The 18,765-nt window shown below is 37.7% G+C and carries 20 protein-coding genes; 11 read left to right on the top strand and 9 right to left on the bottom strand.

Annotation, left to right across the window (positions count from 1 at the left end):
* Positions 1 to 131 precede the first annotated feature (131 nt).
* Complete coding sequence (locus tag KME09_09715) at positions 132 to 668, top strand: GNAT family N-acetyltransferase (GenBank protein ID MBW4534200.1); 537 nt, start codon at positions 132 to 134, stop codon at positions 666 to 668.
* A 20-nt stretch (positions 669 to 688) separates the two neighbouring features.
* Here KME09_09715 and KME09_09710 read toward each other — a convergent pair whose 3' ends face one another.
* The 4 genes from KME09_09710 to KME09_09695 form a co-directional block, all read right to left on the bottom strand.
* Positions 689 to 1,504 carry a metallophosphatase family protein gene (locus tag KME09_09710; protein MBW4534199.1) on the bottom strand — a complete coding sequence of 272 codons (816 nt, stop codon included), beginning with the start codon at positions 1,502 to 1,504 and terminating at the stop codon, positions 689 to 691.
* On the bottom strand, positions 1,501 to 2,265 hold the full coding sequence (locus KME09_09705; GenBank protein MBW4534198.1) for a GTP-binding protein: 765 nt from the start codon (positions 2,263 to 2,265) through the stop codon (positions 1,501 to 1,503). The genes KME09_09710 and KME09_09705 overlap by 4 nt, the downstream gene beginning before the upstream one ends.
* 85 nt (positions 2,266 to 2,350) lie before the next feature.
* Positions 2,351 to 3,007, bottom strand: coding sequence for a GTP cyclohydrolase I FolE (gene folE / locus KME09_09700; GenBank protein MBW4534197.1), 657 nt, complete (start codon positions 3,005 to 3,007; stop codon positions 2,351 to 2,353).
* A gap of 24 nt (positions 3,008 to 3,031) precedes the next feature.
* Entirely contained in the window at positions 3,032 to 4,027 is a 996-nt protein-coding gene (locus tag KME09_09695) for a GTP-binding protein (GenBank protein ID MBW4534196.1), read from the bottom strand.
* Between the two features lie 74 nt (positions 4,028 to 4,101).
* On the opposite strand from KME09_09695, the gene KME09_09690 reads away from it, so the two are divergent.
* From KME09_09690 to KME09_09675, 4 genes are read left to right on the top strand one after another with little or no spacing between them, the layout of a single operon-like run.
* Complete coding sequence (locus KME09_09690) at positions 4,102 to 4,455, top strand: hypothetical protein (GenBank protein MBW4534195.1); 354 nt, start codon at positions 4,102 to 4,104, stop codon at positions 4,453 to 4,455.
* Positions 4,406 to 5,416, top strand: coding sequence for a permease (locus KME09_09685; protein ID MBW4534194.1), 1,011 nt, complete (start codon positions 4,406 to 4,408; stop codon positions 5,414 to 5,416). Before KME09_09690 ends, KME09_09685 begins: the two co-directional genes overlap by 50 nt.
* Before the next feature lie 15 nt (positions 5,417 to 5,431).
* Positions 5,432 to 6,241, top strand: a complete 810-nt coding sequence (locus KME09_09680) for a TIGR03943 family protein (GenBank protein MBW4534193.1) — start codon at positions 5,432 to 5,434, stop codon at positions 6,239 to 6,241.
* An 18-nt stretch (positions 6,242 to 6,259) separates the two neighbouring features.
* Entirely contained in the window at positions 6,260 to 7,723 is a 1,464-nt protein-coding gene (locus KME09_09675) for an Ig-like domain-containing protein (GenBank protein MBW4534192.1), read from the top strand.
* 133 nt (positions 7,724 to 7,856) lie between these two features.
* Here KME09_09675 and KME09_09670 read toward each other — a convergent pair whose 3' ends face one another.
* From KME09_09670 to hemB, 3 genes are all read right to left on the bottom strand, one after another.
* The gene (locus KME09_09670; GenBank protein MBW4534191.1) at positions 7,857 to 8,897 is read right to left on the bottom strand and encodes a GTP-binding protein; all 1,041 of its coding nucleotides are present in this window, start codon (positions 8,895 to 8,897) and stop codon (positions 7,857 to 7,859) included.
* A gap of 63 nt (positions 8,898 to 8,960) precedes the next feature.
* Positions 8,961 to 9,977 (bottom strand): GTP-binding protein, encoded by a 1,017-nt coding sequence (locus tag KME09_09665; protein ID MBW4534190.1) that lies wholly within the window; start codon positions 9,975 to 9,977, stop codon positions 8,961 to 8,963.
* A gap of 244 nt (positions 9,978 to 10,221) precedes the next feature.
* Positions 10,222 to 11,226 (bottom strand): porphobilinogen synthase, encoded by a 1,005-nt coding sequence (gene hemB / locus KME09_09660; protein MBW4534189.1) that lies wholly within the window; start codon positions 11,224 to 11,226, stop codon positions 10,222 to 10,224.
* Positions 11,227 to 11,310: 84 nt separating this feature from the next.
* On the opposite strand from hemB, the gene KME09_09655 reads away from it, so the two are divergent.
* The 6 genes from KME09_09655 to KME09_09630 all read left to right on the top strand — a co-directional run bounded on the left by KME09_09655 (position 11,311) and on the right by KME09_09630 (position 16,245).
* Entirely contained in the window at positions 11,311 to 12,516 is a 1,206-nt protein-coding gene (locus tag KME09_09655) for a lysine N(6)-hydroxylase/L-ornithine N(5)-oxygenase family protein (protein MBW4534188.1), read from the top strand.
* Between the two features lie 34 nt (positions 12,517 to 12,550).
* Positions 12,551 to 12,799: a hypothetical protein gene (locus KME09_09650; GenBank protein ID MBW4534187.1), complete on the top strand. Its 249-nt coding sequence runs from the start codon at positions 12,551 to 12,553 to the stop codon at positions 12,797 to 12,799.
* A gap of 30 nt (positions 12,800 to 12,829) precedes the next feature.
* A complete protein-coding gene (locus KME09_09645; GenBank protein MBW4534186.1) occupies positions 12,830 to 13,036 on the top strand; it encodes a GNAT family N-acetyltransferase in 207 nt (68 codons plus the stop codon).
* Positions 13,037 to 13,151: 115 nt separating this feature from the next.
* Positions 13,152 to 14,051 carry an alpha/beta hydrolase gene (locus tag KME09_09640; protein MBW4534185.1) on the top strand — a complete coding sequence of 300 codons (900 nt, stop codon included), beginning with the start codon at positions 13,152 to 13,154 and terminating at the stop codon, positions 14,049 to 14,051.
* A 134-nt stretch (positions 14,052 to 14,185) separates the two neighbouring features.
* Entirely contained in the window at positions 14,186 to 15,154 is a 969-nt protein-coding gene (locus tag KME09_09635) for a GTP-binding protein (GenBank protein MBW4534184.1), read from the top strand.
* On the top strand, positions 15,142 to 16,245 hold the full coding sequence (locus tag KME09_09630) for a hypothetical protein (GenBank protein MBW4534183.1): 1,104 nt from the start codon (positions 15,142 to 15,144) through the stop codon (positions 16,243 to 16,245). The genes KME09_09635 and KME09_09630 overlap by 13 nt, the downstream gene beginning before the upstream one ends.
* Positions 16,246 to 16,389: 144 nt before the next feature.
* Here KME09_09630 and KME09_09625 read toward each other — a convergent pair whose 3' ends face one another.
* Both KME09_09625 and KME09_09620 read right to left on the bottom strand, forming a co-directional pair.
* A complete protein-coding gene (locus KME09_09625; protein MBW4534182.1) occupies positions 16,390 to 17,010 on the bottom strand; it encodes a class I SAM-dependent methyltransferase in 621 nt (206 codons plus the stop codon).
* Between the two features lie 845 nt (positions 17,011 to 17,855).
* Positions 17,856 to 18,557, bottom strand: coding sequence for a class I SAM-dependent methyltransferase (locus KME09_09620; GenBank protein ID MBW4534181.1), 702 nt, complete (start codon positions 18,555 to 18,557; stop codon positions 17,856 to 17,858).
* Between the last annotated feature and the right edge of the window lie 208 nt (positions 18,558 to 18,765).

Below are 18,765 nucleotides of genomic sequence, written 5' to 3'. Positions count from 1 at the left end.
AGGCGATCGCTTTTTTAGATTTAGTAGTTTTTAGATATTTGCGATCGCTACACAAAACTTTCTTTTGACCGTAAATTAAATGTTTAGGTTCTAAAATTCAAATATAATTAAGGCAATTTTTAATTATAAATATGTTTTTCCGAGAAATCGAGCGCGATATTAAGTTAAGTTTATCTATTTCACAATATGCCGAGGATTTGTTTGAATTAACAGATAAAAATAGAGATTTTCTTAAGCAATGGCTGCCTTGGTTAAATAATGTTCAGACAGCGTCAGATACCAGAGAGTTTATAGAATTACAGTTACTTAAATTTCAACAAGGAAAAGCATTACATATTACTATTTTTTATCGAGATAAAATTGCAGGGGTAGTAGGATTTAACGAAATTGACCATGATAACAAAATTGGCTATGTAGGTTACTGGTTAGGACAAAAATACAACGGAAAAGGAATTATGACCAAAAGCGTGAAAGAGTTAATGGAAATTGGTCATAGTTACTATTCTGTTAATCGCATTGATATTAGATGTGCGGTAGAAAATAGTCGTAGTCGGGCTATTCCCGAACGCTTGAGTTTTCAGAATGAGGGTATTATTCGTCATGCTGAAAAAGTTTATGATAAGTACCTAGATCATGTTGTTTATGGGTTGCTAACGAGCAATAATTAAAGATATCAAGATAAACAATTTTACCTCTCGCAAACATGAGTAGGATCGTCAGCTTTTTCCGCAAATTCTAAACCTCTGGCCAAACGCCAAGCAAAAATCGGCGGTAACCCAGCATCTAAAATCGCAGCACAGGTTTTTTGATAGTCATACTCCACTTCTCGTAAGTTTACTACTTCTGTCTCCGTGTCATAAATTACATAAGTGGCATTGGGACGACCGTGACGAGGTTCACCTACCGAACCGACATTGATAATTCGTTTCAGGGTAGTATTAAAACTAACAGTAGGTTGTTCCTCCTGATTAGGTTGATTAACTAAAATATGTAATTGTCCAGAATCTAGGGTGCGAACATAGGGAACATGAGTATGTCCACAAAATAATATATCTGCATCACTTGACAGGACTCTTTCTAAAGCGATAAAAGCATCCATTTCGGGTAATAGATATTCATGGTTACTACTGGGACTACCATGTACGAAACAAAGATTATCTTCTTTATAGGTATGGGGTAATTGTGCTAGATATTCTCTAACTTCAGGATGTACTTCCTTATTAGTCCATTGGTGGGCAAGCTTACCTCGTTTTTCTGCCAACAGAGAAGGATAACTACAGTCACAGGCGTTTAATCCTTCGACAATATCTTCATCCCAACAACCCTGTACGGTGGGAATATCTAAAGACCTAATTTGTTCCACTACCGCATTAGGATAAGGGCCATAACCGACTAAATCGCCGAGACAATAAATCTTTTCAGCTTTTTGCTGGTCAATATCAACCAGTACTGCCTCTAAAGCAGAATAATTTCCATGAATACAAGACATTACTGCTATTTTCATACTAATTCTACCTCTGGTTCAGTTGCTAAAGACTCTTTTACCTGTTGTTGGTAATAACTAATTGCCGATTCGGGAATACAGCAGTCTTTAATAGTTTGAGCAATTTCAGCTCGATCTAGCTTGTTACCCACAATTTCAAAACCACTCTTACGAACTGGTCTACCATCAAGCCAACGGGGTAAATTTAAGGGTTGAAATTCCAATTCAGGTTGATTAGGCATAAAATCGCCGTGATAAATTTGTCCATCTTCTAAGTCAAACATTCCTTTTACCCGAAGCACTTCACCATAAGCACCTTGGGTAAGTTCCAGCCAAAAGGTTGCTAGACTATCAAAATCTAAGATTTCTCCTGTTAAGACTCCCCGATGAATCTGCCAAGATGTTGTCAGCTTAGTAATTTGATTGCCTGAAACAATCTCATCCGCCCAAGTAGTCAATTCTGTGTTGTTGGCATCGGGAGAAATTATCGCTACTCGATGAGAGTTAAGAGTTTTGAGTAAGGGTTCGATTCCTGACAAATCCAAATACCAAGGAATTTCTAGAAAAATTAAGCTTTGATCTGCTTCTGTCAATAACGCTGCTTCCTCTCCAGTTTGATAAATCTTCAGTTGAGGATATTCACTTTGCAGATAAATCGTGTCAATGGGTAGGGAATCAGTTTGCGGACTGAAATAACCTACAGGTTTATTGGTTTGGGCTATCTGTTGACAAATCCAGTGGGTTTTACCCGCACCTGGGGGACTGGCTACGGCAATAATCATAGATGATTTTTATAATAACGATAATTAGGATAATAAATAATTGAGATGAGTTAATACCCATCTCGATAAATGGCACGCCAATCAATTAATGAAATGCAGGATTATGACGAATTAAACTCATAAACTCCTGACGAGTTTTCGCGTCATCGGCAAAGACACCCCGTACGGCACTGGTAGAAGTCCAAGAACCAGGTTTTTGCACTCCCCGCATTACCATACACATATGAGTTGCTTCGATTACTACTGCCACACCTTTTGGTTGTAAAAGTCCTTGCAAGGCATCAGCAATTTGAGCGGTTAATCTTTCCTGTACTTGCAAGCGCCGTCCATACATCTCACAAATACGGGCAATCTTTGATAGTCCAATTACTTTACCATTGGGTATATAAGCCACATGAGCGCGACCAAGAATGGGCAAGATATGATGTTCGCAGGAGCTAAACAGGTCAATATCTCTAACTAACACCATTTCATCGGCATTCTCGTGAAATACGGCTCCGTTAAGCAGTTCCTCTAAGGATTGATGATAACCAGAAGTGAGAAACTTTAAGGCTTTAACTACTCTTTTCGGTGTATCTTTTAATCCTTCGCGGTCTGGATCTTCTCCCAATCCTAACAGTAAAGTCCTTACTGCTTGACGCATCTCCTCTTCAGATACGGGGGGCTGTTGTGTAGTATTCAGCTTGGGTAATTGATGATTAATGTTGTCGATTTGATTGGGTTCAAACTTAGCTAAGGTCATGAATTGGAAATAAATTAAATTAAATTAAGCGGTAACGGAAGTAAGCAAACAGTCATTTAGCTGTTGGCGTAGTTTATCGGTATCTAAATGACGACCGATAAAGACAAGCTGGTTAGCAGGAGGAGTAGACCAACGGTCAGATTTGAGATCGCTACGTTGTCCGCATAGTTGGAAGATGTGACGTAATTCGCTTCCTGCAAACCAAATAATTCCTTTTGCCCGAAATACTTCAATTGGAAGTCGATCGGTTAAAAACTTTTGAAATTCATAAACATCAAAGGGTTTGTCGCTTTGAAATGACATAGAAACGAAACCATCGGCTTCTAAGTGAGGGGAATGATGGTGATCGTGATGGTGATGGTGATCGTGATGCTGTTGGTGTTCTTGCTTTTCGACATAACTATCTATCGGGGTTAAACCTACATCTAAAATTAACGGTAAAGGAACTTGTGCATGGTTCGTACGAATAATCCTGGGGCTTTTTTTAATGGAAGCAATATAGGTTTCTAATCCTCGTAATTGTTCCTCATCAACTAAATCAGTTTTATTCAACAACAGGATATCTGCAAAGGTAATCTGTTTAAAAGCTGCTTCGCTCTGGAAATGCTCTGGGGTAAAGGTTTCTGCATCAACTACGGTAATAACTGAATCGAGGCGAGTAATATCGCGAAAATCAGAACCAACAAAAGTTAAAATTATTGGTAAAGGATCGGCTACACCAGTAGTTTCAATAATCAAACGATCTACTTTTCCTTCCTTGGTGAGTATTTTTTTTACTGCTTCGACTAAGCCTTCATTGATCGTGCAACAAATACAACCATTGCTTAACTCCACCATGTCATCATCATAGGAGACCAAAAGTTGAGAATCGATATTGATATCGCCAAACTCATTAACTAACACTGCAACTTTTAAGTTCTGGTTATTTTGCAGAATTTGATTAAGTAGGGTGGTTTTGCCACTACCGAGAAAGCCAGTGATGATGGTGACGGGTAATTCTGGTTGGGAAATCTCTAGCATGGTGAAGAGAAGCAATATGGTTTATAAATTCCAATATAATGATAATCATTATCAAGTCAAAAAGCAATCAGATTATGAATCTGACAAGTGCGATCGCTTTAACATCTCAAAAAGCTTTCATGAACAGGAGTAATATCATGAGTTTATCCAGAGTTTTCGTTGATTTTCATAATGCTGATGAGCAAGGGCGTTTGCGTCTCAACTGTATCGGGACGATTGAAGACTTAGCACGCCAACAAGCTGAGTTGGAAAATGGGCAGCACCTAACGTTATATAGCGAAGATTTAGAGGTGGATGGAGTAGTTCAGTTTTCAGAGGATGAGAAGGTTTGGGTTGCTACAATTGATTGGAATCAAATTAGGCAAGTAAAAGCTTTCAATGAATCAACTGCACAGCGCCTTCACTTTATTTTTAAGTTTATTAGTTGAGGCGATGCCTTTCTTGTTACTAGGAATCTTACTTTCTAGCTGCTTATTATTTTTGATTGATGAAAAACAATTAATTACTAGACTACCGAAGAATCCTCTGTTAGGTTCAATTGTGGGTAGCTGTATCGGCTTTCTTTTTCCTGTCTGTGAATGTGGTAATATTCCTGTAGCCAGAAGATTATTGTTAAAGAGAGTTTCTCCCTCCGTAGCTATTTCATTTCTGTTGGCAGCACCGACAATTAATCCGATCGTAATTTGGTCTACCTGGGTTGCTTTTGGCAATCAACCTCAAATTGTAGTTTTTCGCGTCTTATTTTCTTTGGCGATCGCCACAATCGTTGGTTGTGTTTTTAGTACCCAAAAAGATACTCAGTTACTGTTGCAAACATCCTTTGCACGACGATTTAATTCTACTAATTATGCTTCTTATTCTCAATCAGATACTGAGCAAAAGTCGCCACTGTTGCAATCTGGCAGTTTTATTTTGGATGCAGGTCAAGTTTTACCCTTAAATGATTCTTTATTACTCAATACAGCGCAAAATCAATCATCGTTAAAATTTAAACGGCAATCTTTTGTAGATAATTTACTACAAGAATTTAGCGAACTGGGAGGAATGCTAGTTTTTGGTAGTGCGATCGCTGCGACGATTCAAGTTTTTGTCCCGCGCGAATTGGTCTTAAATCTGGGTCAGGATACTATAACTTCTATTCTGGCAATGATGTTATTGGCAGCCATTGTATCTATTTGTTCAACAGTCGATTCTTTTTTTGCTCTTTCCTTTGCTGCTACTTTTACTAGCGGTTCTTTATTAGCTTTTTTGGTATTTGGCCCCACCATAGATATTAAGAGTATTGGCTTAATGGCATCAATTTTTAAACCGAAAATAATTATTTATATTTTTACGATAGTTGCTCAATTAACTTTTATTTTTACTCTGGCTTATAGTTATTTTTTCTAAGCCATTACTTTTGCTATGAATTCAGTTAATACCCGAAAATCAGACCCTAACAAGCATAAAAATCATCTTTTATTCCCCTGGCTAGATGGCTTGGCTTTATTGGCTTGGGGAAGTTTATTACTCAAATATACTCTGACGGGACAATATAAATTATTAATTCACCCCAACTACTATGGCTTAGTTTTAGTCAGCAGCATCATTTTAATCGCATTGGGAATAATTAAAATAAAACTGATCCTAACTCGCACACATCAAAAAAATAGCGAACATCTGGCTTTATTTCCCCCTGGGTTTAGCAGTAGTTTACTAATCTGCGTAGCGATCGCTGGATTATTAATTCCGCCCAAAATTTTAACCAGTCAAAGTGCCATGAAGACAGGCGTGAGGGATATTCCCTTAACTCGTTCCCAACCCCAAGCTTTTCGGACGACTACTAAACCAGAAGAGCGATCGCTGATTGAATGGATTCGCACAATTAATGCCTATCCCGAACCCGATGCCTACAAGGGACAATTAGCTAAGGTTAGTGGTTTTGTACTGCATCTAGAGGAACTTCCCGATAATTACCTGATGCTGTCTCGTTTTGTTATTACCTGCTGTGCGGTAGATGCCTATCCCATTGGAATTCCTGTCAAGCTAGAAACTAGCCGTAAGACTTACCCGCCTGACACTTGGCTAGAAATTCAGGGAGAAATGAGCGCTGAAACTTTGCCTATTAAAGAGCGAGTAGATGCTAAAACTACGATTAAGAAGCGTTCTGTAGTTTTGGCTGCCAAATCAATTGAATCCATCCCAACTCCCAGAGATCCCTATAGTTATCAGTAACAAGTTATCAAGTGACTTATGACTCTTAAAAGATTATCTCAGCCGATCGACAAAATAGCGATCGCTTTAATTACTCTTCTGACTTTAATTATCGGCTTGCTAGTTTGGGGTGATGTAGCTTGTGATGATAACTGTATCTTTAATACTGGGGCGCGAGTTAATGATTTTAGCTGGCAAGATCGAACTATTGCTGGAGAAGATCGAGCCTTTGTTTTAACCTTCAATCGTCCGATCGATCGCGCTAGTGTCGAGCAAAATCTAGCGATTACTCCTCCTTTACCTGGTAAAATTAGCTGGTCTGGGCTGAGAATGGCCTATACTTTAGAAACTCCTGCACCCTATGGAGAAACATATCGCCTAGCTCTGACTGGAGCGAGAGACAGGTATGCTAACCAGACACAACAGGGTAATGTAATTCAACCTTTTACAGCCGAATTTCGTAGTCGCGATCGCGCATTGGCTTATATTGGTACTCAAGGAGATGAAAAAGGTAGATTAGTTTTATTTAACTGGACACAACAGCAAAAGTCGATTCTCACGCCTGAAAATTTAACCGTATTTGACTTTGAACCTTATCCTCAAAGAGAGGGTTTTTTGTTTTCTGCTGTCGATGCAAGTCAAGGCAAAACAGGAATTCAAGGATTGCAACTATATACTGTCGCCACTAACTTAGATGCTTTTAAAGCCAGCCAAAATAGCCCCAAAGTAGAATTGGTTTTAGATAATCAAGAATACCAAAACAATAAGTTCGATCTTTCTCAAGACGGTAAAACTATTGTTGTCCAGCGACTTAGCCTTAAAGATACTTATAACTATGGTTTATGGAAGATTGCCGAACATCAGCCCCCAGAATTAATGACCGATGCTCAAACTGGTGATTTTCTAATTGCACCTGATAGTCAAACTGTAGCTGTAGCCCAAGGAGAAGGTATTGCTTTGCTAACTTTGGCAACTAACGCCGAACCGATTGACTTTTTGCCTAAATTCGGTCAGGTGCTGGATTTTACGGCTGATGGAACTGGTGCTGCCATGATTAATTACCATACTGATAATGCTAAATTACGCTACACGCAATCATTAGTTTATGTCAATAATCTCGGAATCCAAAAAGAACTCTTAAACACAGAAGGTTCAATTCAGAATTGTCAGTTCGATCCTATGGCAACGCATCTATATTGTTGGTTAACAGAATTAACTAAAAGAAAAGTTTATATTGAAAAACCTTATCTAGCCAAAATTAACCTTAAGACTTTGCAAATTACCACCCTAGTTAACCTAACAAAGTATCAAGATAGTAAACTTAGTGTTGCACCTGATGGATTGGGAATTCTGTTTGAGCGACTAGCTAATGAACCTTCGACAACAGGCAATAATAGTAATAGTATCTGGTTAGCAATTCCTAATTCTACTCAAACTAATGTTACTACAATGATTGTCGAACAATTACCATTTGTCGGTTCTCGTCCCCAGTGGCTGCCTTAACCAACAAAGCTTGTATAGCCGTACAAAGTTAGATTAGGACATTAGTAGTAATCGGCTCGTAAATAGGAAATAGGAAATAGGAAATAGGAAGTAGTATTTCAAAAATGCGATCGCTTTGGGCATAATTTTTCGCTTAAAAAGGTAATTTAGGCAAACTAAACTTATTTGGCACAATCAAGTCAACTAAACAGTCATTAAGTTGTTGTTTAATAAAAGACTCATCTAAATTACGTCCAATTAAAACAATTTCATTTTTTGGTTGAGTCGTCCAATCATCTGCTTGCAGATCGTAGCGAGGCCCACTCAGTTGAAAAATATGTCGTGAGGGGCTTTCTTGAAACCATAATATTCCTTTGGCACGAAATACATTATTTGGTAATTGTTCTGTTAAAAAATAAGTAAATTTTTCCAGTTCAAAAGGGCGATCGCTTTGGAAAGAAATAAAACTAAAACCATCGTTTTCTAAATGATTATTAAAAGAAGAGCGATCGCGCTGAAACTCAGAAATTTGGTCTTGATAATAATTTGCTTGAGTTAAACCAAGATCTAAAATTAAAGGCAGGGGAACTTTACCATATTCGCTCTGTAAAATCCTAAATCCTGGCTTAATATCACTTATAAATGCTTCTAATTCTTCAATTTTATCCTTGGTTGCTAAATCGATTTTATTCAAAATAACCATGTCGCCATATCTTATTTGGCTGAAGGCAGCATCGCTCTCAAAATGTTTCGCATCAAAAGCTGCTGCATCCACAACTGTAATCACGGCATCAAGGCGCGTTAAAAATTTTAATTCTGTAGAGATAAAGGTTAAAATAATTGGTAACGGATCGGCTAATCCTGTAGTTTCAATTACTAAATAATCTATTTTTTCCTCTCGTGCTAAAACTTGATAAACAGCATCAACTAAACTATCGTTGATCGTACAACAGATACAACCATTATCAAGCTCTACCATATCTTCTTCCATCGAGATTAGTAGTTGCTCATCAATATTAATATCGCCAAATTCATTAACTAAAACAGCTACTTTCAAATCATCTTTGTTTTGGAGAATTTGATTGAGTAAAGTAGTTTTACCACTACCTAAAAAACCAGTAATAATTGTTACTGGCATACCAACTTTAGGGAGGGATGGTAAGGCATCGGATAAGGTAAAGTTTAGACGATTCATAATTTTTATTTTTGCGGTAATTCAGCTGTAGTTTTTGCGATTGCTTTTCTTTAAACCAATACATCAACCAACACAAGCTTCAAGTAATTTTCTTAATCTCTCCGTCTCTAAATTCTGTCCGATAAAGACTAATTTGTTTTTAGGTGTATCTTTCCATCGATCATCTTCAATCCCAAATCTTGTACCACTGAGATGAAAAATATGACGGGCGGGACTTCCTTTTAACCATAAAATACCTTTAGCACGGAAAACTTCTTCAGGCAGTTGATTATCGAGAAGGTATTGAAACTTGCGAATATCTAGAGGTTGGTCGGTTTCAAAGGAAAGAGAGGTAAAACTATCCTCGTCTAAATGATGGGAATGATCATGATGCTTGTCCTGGTGATGATGTTCACGATCGTGTTCGGTATGATGATCTTCATGACTATGATTAGAATCCCTTGTCTCTTCTTGAAAATAGCGATCTGATGCAAACAAGCCTACACTGAGAATGAGAGGGAGAGAAACTTTTCCTTTGACTGTGCGTATAATTTTAGCATCGGCACGATGTTGGTTAATTTGTTGTTCAATGCGATCGACTACCTCTGATGCTACTAAGTCGGTTTTGTTAAGTAAGATAATATCCCCGTAGGTAATTTGCTGATAGGCTGCGGTACTATTTTGTTGGGCTGTTGTGTAAAAATTATCACAATCAACCACAGTAATTATAGAATCTAGGCGAGTTTTACCTCGTAACTCTGCACTCAAAAACGTTATGGCGACAGGGAGAGGATCGGCTACTCCTGTAGTTTCAACAACTAAATAATCTATTTGTTCTCTTCGTTCTAAAATCTTATGGACGGTTTTTACTAAATCTTCGTTAATTGTGCAGCAGATACAGCCGTTGTTTAACTCGACAATATCATCATCACTAGAAAGAATTAATTCGTTATCGATTCCAATTTCGCCAAATTCATTGACTAAAACGGCAGTTTTTAATCCTTGCTGTTGAGTTAGAATATGGTTTAGGAGAGTGGTTTTTCCACTACCGAGAAAGCCTGTAATGATCGTGACAGGTAAGCCTTGTATTGATGTATCCATTATTGTCCTGAGAATTATTATTGATAAAAGCTTTAGTTAAGTTATATCAAGTCCGCTTGATTACTTCTTACGAAATCTTTGCCCCAACAGCGCGATTATTCAAGGCGAAATGAATTCGCCGAATCTCGCGCTCAAACTAAGCGAGATAAACGTCTTTGCGTCTTTGTCCTAAAGGATTCTTTAAAGGGTTAGCTCGCAAGCTCGCGTCAGCTTCGCGTCCGTCTTTGCGCGAGTTTTAATTAGATTACTGCAATATCAAAGCCACTTGCTTGGCAAAATAAGTCAAAATTACATCTGCCCCTGCCCGTTTCATACTGATCAGAGTTTCTAAAATCACTTGCTTCTCATCAATCCAACCCTGTCCAGCAGCAGCTTTAATCATGGCATATTCTCCACTAACGTTATAAGCAGCAACGGGTAAGTTGGTATATTCTTTAAGGCGATAAATAATATCTAAATATGCTAAGGCTGGTTTAACCATCACAATATCTGCACCTTCAGCAATATCTAAGGCTACTTCTTTAATTGCTTCTCTTCCATTAGCAGGATTCATTTGATAGGTTTGCTTGTCGCCAAATTGAGGGGCAGATTCTAAAGCATCGCGGAAAGGGCCATAATAGGCTGAGGCGTATTTCGCGGAATAAGCCAGAATACCAACATCCAAGTAACCAGCAGCATCCAAACCTCGACGAATTGCACCGATTCTACCATCCATCATATCGGAAGGAGCTACCATGTCTGCACCTGCTTCAGCTTGGGAGACTGCTTGTTTTACCAGCACTTCTACTGTTTCATCGTTAAGTATCTTGCCGTCTTGGACGATCCCATCATGACCATAGGTAGAAAAAGGATCGAGTGCCACATCAGTAATTACAGTAATTTCGGGTATTTCTTGTTTAATGGCTCTTACAGTACGTTGAACTAAGCCATCGGGATTATAACTTTCTGTACCTTGATTATCTTTCTTGTCTGTGGCAATTAGAGGAAAAAGAGCGATCGCATTTATCCCTAAATTAGCAGCATCGCTTATTTCTTTGAGGAGTAAATCGAGAGAATAACGATAAATTTCTGGCATCGAAGGTATTTCTACTTGTTGGTTTTCTCCTTCGGTGACAAAGACAGGATAAATCAGATCGTTAACTGTCAACTGGTTTTCCTGCACCATACGCCGTAAGGATGCTGTGCGACGGAGACGACGAGGACGGTGGTGTAAAGCGAGATGTTTAGCGTTTTGCTGGTTAGAAGTCATAAAGCCTCATTACTATTTGGCTAATTAGAATGATAATCATTATTATATAGAGATATAGATAATCAGAATTATTATTTTTAGCGAGTGAAATTACCCAACTATATAGACATAGCTATTATTGGCGCAGGAGTTCAGGCACTTACTTTAACGACTCACCTGCTGCAAAAAAGCGCAAAGCACTATCATAAATTTCTGGTTTTCGATTCTGCTGGGACATGGATGAATCAATGGCAAGAGCAATTTGCAGCTCAACAAATTCCTTATCTTCGTTCTCCTGCGGTACATCATCCCGATCCCAATCCTTACGAATTAAGAAGATTTGCCGAACATAGACATCAGGAACTGTTTCCACCTTACGACAGGCCAGGAACAGAGTTATTTAACGATTTTTGTAGTGAAGTAATTCGTCGCTGGAAGTTAGAAAATAAGGTTTATCGAGCCAAAGTCAGTCAGATTCTACCAATTAAACACGTTGCTTGTTCTCGTTTTCAATTAGTTTTAAATACGGGAGAAACTATCATTGCTCGGCGAGTGGTACTGGCTACAGGAAGCGGTAAAGTTCAGCTTCCCGATTGGGTAGATAGAATTACATCAGATTATCCCCTAGATAAGTTATCTCATTCCCAACAGATAAATTTACAACGACTTCATTTAAAAGGAGAACGCATTTTAATTATTGGTGGTGGCTTAACAAGCGGTCATTTAGCTATGGGTGCAATCAATCTTGGTGCCACTGTGACGTTAATGACCAGAAAACAATTACAATCAAAAATCTTTGATGCCGATCCTGGTTGGTTAGGGCCTAAATATCTTAAAGACTTTGATGCTGAAATAGATTGGCATACTCGTTACCATAAAATTCAGCAAGCACGTAATGGCGGTTCAATGACTCCTGAAATGATTTTGCAACTAAAAAAAGCAGCAAATGAAGACAAAATTATGATTGATGAATGCTGTCAAGTAAGTTTAGCGCAATGGCACAATCTCTGGCAGGTTAGCTGTCAAGATGGTAACAAAGATCAGTTTAATCGTATCTGGTTAGCCACTGGTACGAAATTTGATGCTTCAGCTCATCCTTTACTCAAAGATATACTTCCAGCCTATCCCACAGAAATAGTTAACGGCTTACCCGTATTAGATAACTATTTACGTCTACCCAAGTCGAATTTTTTTATTATGGGTGGTTTGGCTGCATTACAAGTTGGCCCTGTAGCCAGAAATATCGGTGGTGGGAAAATGGCTTGCGATCGCATTGTGCCAGCAATTGTTAAACCCAGTTTGGTAATCTAAAAATTAATTAATTTTTTTTCTCGATATATAGTCAATGAATAAAAACGAGACTCTAAAAATCTCAACAAATGAGATGAACTGGTTAATCTCCATAGAGTTGTGCGATAAAGAGCGTGATGGACAATTCATTCAAGAATTAACTAAAGAAAATTTCTACGATTACTTAAACAAAACAATTGGTTGGAACGAAAATCGTCATCGCGAAGAACCGAAGTTTCCAGAACGATATCTTATGTTGTTTCATGAAAATGACCCCATCGGTTTTATGTCATTGCGAAATTAGCCTAATTGCTTATATCTTGAGACATTACAGTTGATTCAACAATATCGAGGGCGTGGGATTGGCACTGCGTTGATGAAATTTATTGAGGATACTACTATAAGAAGAGCAAAGGATAAAATTCAACTAAGAGTTTTCAAAGACAACCCAGTCCAGTCTCTATATCGGCGAATTGAATTTAAGATCGTTGAAGATGAAGGCTGGTGCTTTTTGATGGAGAAAGTTTTGGAGACTGGCTAAAAGTTTTGTTTTATATCCAGTATGTATCAATGCGTTAAGTTAACTACAAGGTTAGTTAAATATCTTACTAGGATTTTACTTATAAATTGATTGCTCTTCAATATTAACTATCACTATGACTACAGCAACTAATCCAACTAAACTTAACTTCGATATCGGCGGGACAAAGAACTTTTACAATTGGAATTGGCAAGACAAACAATATCAAATCGTCTACGAAACTATCGGACAAGGCAACCCTGTATTAATACTGCCTGCATTTAGTACGGTTTCTAGTCGCACAGAAATGAAAAGTATTGCTAATATCCTTGCTGCACAATATCAGGTTACTGTTTTAGATTGGTTGGGTTTTGGCGATTCGGAATGTCCTCCTGTAGATTACAATCCGATTTTATTTCAACAGTTATTACAGGATTTGGTTAAATCTATTTTTAATACTCCAATTATCCTCATTGCTGCTGGTCATGCTTCAGGATACGCTCTAAAACTGGTACAAGATAATCAATCTCTAGTCTCCAAATTAATCTTGATCGCTCCCACTTGGCAAGGCCCTTTACGGGTGATGGGTTTACCTGATGGAGTAAGAAATGGGGGTAAAAACCTAGTGCGATCGCCTATTATTGGACAAGGGTTATACTATCTCAACACCACGCCTTCTTTTCTCCGCTTGATGTATAAACGCCACGTATATGTCGATGAAACCAAACTAACCCCTGAATTTATCGCTCAAAAACACCAAATCACCTCAAAACAAGGCGCAAGATATGCCCCTGCTGCTTTTGTTACTGGTGCGATCGATCCTGTGGCGACTAGGGAAGAATTTTTAAGCTATTTATCATCCGTATCTATTCCTGTATTTATAATACTGGCAGAAAACGCACCACCCAAATCAAAAGCCGAAATGGAGGCAATGGCAGCATTAGAACCAGTGCAAACAGTTAGATTATCTGGAACTCTAGGCATTTATGAAGAGAATTCTCAAGCGGTAACAGAAGCGATTCAGCATTTTATTTAGCGATCGCATAATGTCCCTCAGATCTAAAACAATCCTGATTTGTTCATTTCCAGCCAGTAAATTTTCATCCTAAAAACCGTTTTTCTTCTTATGAGATCGATTATCATTATCTAAAAGAGCTGAGGAATTAAATTATGGTAGCGACAACCACTAATACCGTCCCCGTTACTGTGCTGACTGGCTATTTGGGTGCAGGAAAAACCACCCTTCTCAACCGCATACTGACTCACGAACACGGAAAGAAAGTAGCGGTAATAGTTAACGAATTTGGCGAAGTGGGTATTGATAACCAACTGGTGATTGATGCTGATGAAGAAATCTTTGAGATGAATAACGGCTGTATCTGTTGTACAGTCCGTGGGGATTTGATTCGGATTATCGGTAACTTAATGAAGCGTCGTCATAAATTCGATCATTTGGTAATTGAAACCACTGGTTTAGCCGATCCTGCCCCTGTCATTCAAACCTTTTTTGTCGATGAAGATCTGCGAGATAAGATTGCTTTAGATGCAGTCGTCACTGTAGTTGATGCCAAACATATCCAACAACATTGGGAAGCAGATGAAGCCCAGGAACAAATTGCTTTTGCTGATGTGATTCTTCTCAATAAAACCGATCTGGTTAGCCCTGAAGAATTGGCAGAGTTGGAAACCAAAATCAAAGGCATGAATGGGATGGCGAAAATCTATCGGACTCAAAACTCTGAGTTAGCGATGGATGCCTTGTTAGGAGTGCAAGCATTCGATCTAGACCGCGCTTTGGAAATTGACCCTGAATTTTTAACCGAATCTGCCCACGAACACGATGAGACGGTAAAATCTTTTGCCATTGTCGAATCTGGAGAATTAGATGGGCCAAAACTAAGTAACTGGTTGAGTCAACTACTACAAATCAAAGGGGTAGATATCTTTCGCATGAAAGGCATTTTAAATATTGCTGGGGAAGACGAAAGGTTTGTTTTTCAGGGAGTACATATGCTGCTTGATGGTAAAGCAGATCGCCCTTGGAAAGAAGGTGAAACCCGTAAGAATGAATTAGTATTTATCGGACGCAATTTGGATGAAGCCCAACTGCGAGAGGACTTTAAACAATGTTTGATGTAGGTGTAAGAGGGAAAGTATTATTTCAGCCTCAGCCCAAGTGGCGGGGTAATCTCTCGGAATATGTTACAGCAGTAGCTTGGTCGCCTGATGGTATTTTAGCGGCTAGTTCGGCTGCGGGAGAAGTAGTTTTATGGCAAGATGGCAGTCTCATAAATCTATTACCTGCGGGATTAGCATCGATAGACTGTCTGGCTTTTTCCGCTGATGGTAAGTTTCTAGCTGCTGGGGGACAAAATGGTCAAGTCAGAGTTTGGGAGATGATCCCCACTACCCCCCTTAAAAAGAGGGGGAAACAAGAACAGGAAGTGAAATTAATTGCTAGTTTAGATAATGCGCCAAAATGGGTAGATAAACTGAGTTGGCATCCTACTTGTAATCAATTAGCTTTTAGTTTAGGGCGTTATGTTCAAATTTGGGACGCTGATAGCCAAACAGTGATTACTACATTGCCTTTCGCTAGCTCTTGTGTACTAGATTTAGCTTGGCAACCGAAGGTCGCAAATATTGCGATCGCAGGTGATGGTGGAGTCAAGATTTGGGATACTAATAATTGGAATGATGATCCCTTTTTAATTGAGATGCCGTCGGCTAGCATTGTTACTGCTTGGTCTAGCGATAGTAAATATATTGCTTCGGGTAATTTAGACAATACCATCACTGTTTTAGAATATGGTAGTTCTCATCCTTGGGTAATGCAGGGTTTTCCTGGTAAGATTTCCAATTTAACTTGGTCGCAACCATTGTCAAATAACACTCCTTTACTGGCAGCATCGAGTGTAGAAGGCATTGCTGTCTGGAAAAAAGCAGCGGAGGATGAAGATGGGTGGGATGCCAATATTTTAACTGTACACGATAGTAAAATTCAAGCCTTACAGTTTCACCCTAACAGTTTATTACTCGCTTCTGCTGCTGATGATGGCTGGTTGGTTTTGTGGACAAAAGCCAAACAAGTAGGGCAAATATTAGATGGTGCTAAACACGGCTTTTCCTGTCTGGCTTGGGATAGCGATGGTCAACAGTTAGCTGCTGGAGGTCAAGATGGCGAGTTATTTGTTTGGTTGGAGTCTAAACGAGGTAAAGGTTTTGGTTGATTTCACTTGAAGAGTTGCGATGCTACTTACATCCCAAAACCATAGCTGCAAAAGTTTTAGGTTTTCTTTATTTATTTTTAGATGCCTCTCAGCTTGCATTCTTAAGATCTAATAAATCGATCAAAGTTTTTAGTTAACCTATTTTCAACTATCTATTTTTTGCGCATAGCCCCAACCGTTTTGTTCATAAAAATTACTATAGTGTGGATGGGGTTTAACTAATAATTCCCAAACTTTGCGGACTTGTGGCGTAGTTCTCTCTTCTTCAGGTTTACGCAAAGCCCATTTCGCATCAAGATGTTCCATTGTCCAATCGAGGTCATCAAAAATCATCCAGCCTCCAGGTTGCAATAGCTTATCAACTAAAAAGAACGCTAGCCCTGTATTGTACCAATCATGACCACCATCAACATAACAAAGATCGAAGGTTTTTTCTTGTTCTTCAATCAGCTTCATCATGCGCCAATTATAGGAGACAGGTTCATAGTAAAATTCAACTGTATTTAAATAGCCACATTTTTCTAACAACTCCTCTATATTAGGTTGACGTTTTTGTGCGCTTTCTAGATCTATAGATACAATTGAACCTCCTCCTGCTTCCTCAAGAGCAGCAGCCATATAGCAAGTAGATACTCCATGAAAAAATCCTAATTCTAAAATGCTAGAGATATTATGTTGGTGAATAAACTCTTGCATCACCTGAGCTTTTTTCAAACTCATATATGGCAAATTTTCTACTACTTGTTTAACTTTGATTAAATTCATTTAATTGGTCTGCTATGTAGTCAGAAAAGTATAGTAATAATTGATAATGTTTTACCGACGGCAATAATAATTTCAGAGTATTAATTCTTAAATTAAATAATGTAGCAGTAGGCAAATTGAATATTTAAACATATAAAGTTGATTCACAATAACAAAGAAAAAATGTCTTGGCAAGTGTTCACGCTCAAACTAGAAAGGCGATCTTTCTTAAAGAAGGGACAAAGTAAATTAAGCCCATCTGAGACAATAATTTGACGGATTGTAACTCCAAGTAAAATTGCTATTGAAAATATTGAGCTTCTTACAGACAAAATCACTAAATTTTGTGAACGTTGTAAAATACAAGAATTTGCCTTGTTTGGTTCAGTATTAAGAAGCAATTTTAATAACCACAAACTTAGTTAATTTGACTTATATAAAAAATTAAGATGAATTAATTTTGCTTGTCAGTAAAGAGTTGGAAAAGTTAATTTAATTCTTGAAACATAAAAAAGTAGTGCGATCGCCTCAAAAAAATTAGATTATTAGATTTTTTTATCTATATTCCCTGTGAATATTAAACAGAGCGATCGCAATTCTTTTAACCCAATCACCTTTTTTATCATACTAATAATTATACTTATGATCCCTCTTCTCAGAATTATCTATGTTGGTGGGCAAACAAATGATGTGTAAAAAGTTTTTACTTGTTAAATTTTGCCCGTCCTACGAGAGCGCGACTGAAGTCTATGTTTTACCTAGTTATACACTCCGAGAAAGTGCTGCTTGAGTAAATAAGAAACATTACATAAAGTTGAAAGTAAAATCATCATTAATGACACTTAACTTGTGTCAATTAAGAACAGTTAACTTTTAATATGATGAAAAATCGTATTTGCGTCGATTGAGTTGAGTGATTCTAAAGGAATAGAAGCAGCTTTTATTTCTTCTTCTGAAAACAAATCTTTTATTGATACGGTTACTTCAGAATTTTTCCAGATTTTTCTTACCATGTCAGGAAAATCTTCTTTCCCAAAAAGCCTGACGTGATCTTCTTGTTCAAAAAGCTTCTTTCTTTGTTCATCAGATAGATCAGATGATATATTTTCTCTAGTAATATTGCCTCGGAAAGGAACAGTAAAAAAATGATGCCCTCCTTTTTTTGTCACTCTCTCTAATTCTATTAAAGTATCTTCAACAGAGCAGCAAATATGTTCTAATACATGATTATGAATTATTATATCAAATAAATCAGAAGGCATCTTTTTTAGATCTTCACATATATCTATCTTAAAAATTTTACAGTATTTACTGTTGTAACGTTTTGGATCTAAATCGCAAGGATGATATAAATCTTTTGACAAAGAGCGAAATTTTCTGATTAGAGGGAATTCTGGAGCAAAGTGTAATATTCTCATTTCAGGCTTAAAAACTTCAAGACGTTCTAAAACCATCCAAAGAAGTCTAGTTCTCTCTACAGAAAGGCAATTTACACAACGAACTTTTTTTCTATTATTGAAATCGATGAAATCATTAGATTGGCAAATAGGACATTGAATCATACTCATGATCATTAACTTTTTTATTTTGATTAAGTATTTTCTAACTAAGTAATGTGAAATTATTTTCTATGTAAATTCACAGCTTTTTTCGCGTAACAAACACTTATGACATATCAATAAACAAATATGTAATATGATGGTAGCTAGTTTTTAAAGCAAACTTTTTTGTGACTTCTATATTCTTTTTCACAAAGTGTAATTAATTCTGCCTTTA

It is taken from the genome of Pleurocapsa minor HA4230-MV1 (assembly GCA_019359095.1).
Taxonomy (GTDB): Bacteria; Cyanobacteriota; Cyanobacteriia; order Cyanobacteriales; family Xenococcaceae; genus Waterburya; species Waterburya minor.
This window is presented reverse-complemented; position numbering and strand designations above follow the sequence as displayed.

Excerpts from the sequence above, each read along its gene's own strand:
- KME09_09695 (MBW4534196.1), bottom strand. The coding sequence starts at position 4,027 with ATGCTAGAGATTTCCCAACCAGAATTACCCGTCACCATCATCACTGGC.
- KME09_09650 (MBW4534187.1), top strand. The coding sequence starts at position 12,551 with ATGAATAAAAACGAGACTCTAAAAATCTCAACAAATGAGATGAACTGG.
- KME09_09670 (MBW4534191.1), bottom strand. The coding sequence starts at position 8,897 with ATGAATCGTCTAAACTTTACCTTATCCGATGCCTTACCATCCCTCCCT.
- KME09_09640 (MBW4534185.1), top strand. The coding sequence starts at position 13,152 with ATGACTACAGCAACTAATCCAACTAAACTTAACTTCGATATCGGCGGG.
- KME09_09710 (MBW4534199.1), bottom strand. The coding sequence starts at position 1,504 with ATGAAAATAGCAGTAATGTCTTGTATTCATGGAAATTATTCTGCTTTA.
- KME09_09630 (MBW4534183.1), top strand. The coding sequence starts at position 15,142 with ATGTTTGATGTAGGTGTAAGAGGGAAAGTATTATTTCAGCCTCAGCCC.
- KME09_09715 (MBW4534200.1), top strand. The coding sequence starts at position 132 with ATGTTTTTCCGAGAAATCGAGCGCGATATTAAGTTAAGTTTATCTATT.
- KME09_09685 (MBW4534194.1), top strand. The coding sequence starts at position 4,406 with ATGAATCAACTGCACAGCGCCTTCACTTTATTTTTAAGTTTATTAGTT.
- KME09_09625 (MBW4534182.1), bottom strand. The coding sequence starts at position 17,010 with ATGAATTTAATCAAAGTTAAACAAGTAGTAGAAAATTTGCCATATATG.
- KME09_09665 (MBW4534190.1), bottom strand. The coding sequence starts at position 9,977 with ATGGATACATCAATACAAGGCTTACCTGTCACGATCATTACAGGCTTT.
- KME09_09680 (MBW4534193.1), top strand. The coding sequence starts at position 5,432 with ATGAATTCAGTTAATACCCGAAAATCAGACCCTAACAAGCATAAAAAT.
- hemB (MBW4534189.1), bottom strand. The coding sequence starts at position 11,226 with ATGACTTCTAACCAGCAAAACGCTAAACATCTCGCTTTACACCACCGT.
- KME09_09675 (MBW4534192.1), top strand. The coding sequence starts at position 6,260 with ATGACTCTTAAAAGATTATCTCAGCCGATCGACAAAATAGCGATCGCT.
- folE (MBW4534197.1), bottom strand. The coding sequence starts at position 3,007 with ATGACCTTAGCTAAGTTTGAACCCAATCAAATCGACAACATTAATCAT.
- KME09_09635 (MBW4534184.1), top strand. The coding sequence starts at position 14,186 with ATGGTAGCGACAACCACTAATACCGTCCCCGTTACTGTGCTGACTGGC.
- KME09_09690 (MBW4534195.1), top strand. The coding sequence starts at position 4,102 with ATGAATCTGACAAGTGCGATCGCTTTAACATCTCAAAAAGCTTTCATG.
- KME09_09620 (MBW4534181.1), bottom strand. The coding sequence starts at position 18,557 with ATGAGTATGATTCAATGTCCTATTTGCCAATCTAATGATTTCATCGAT.
- KME09_09705 (MBW4534198.1), bottom strand. The coding sequence starts at position 2,265 with ATGATTATTGCCGTAGCCAGTCCCCCAGGTGCGGGTAAAACCCACTGG.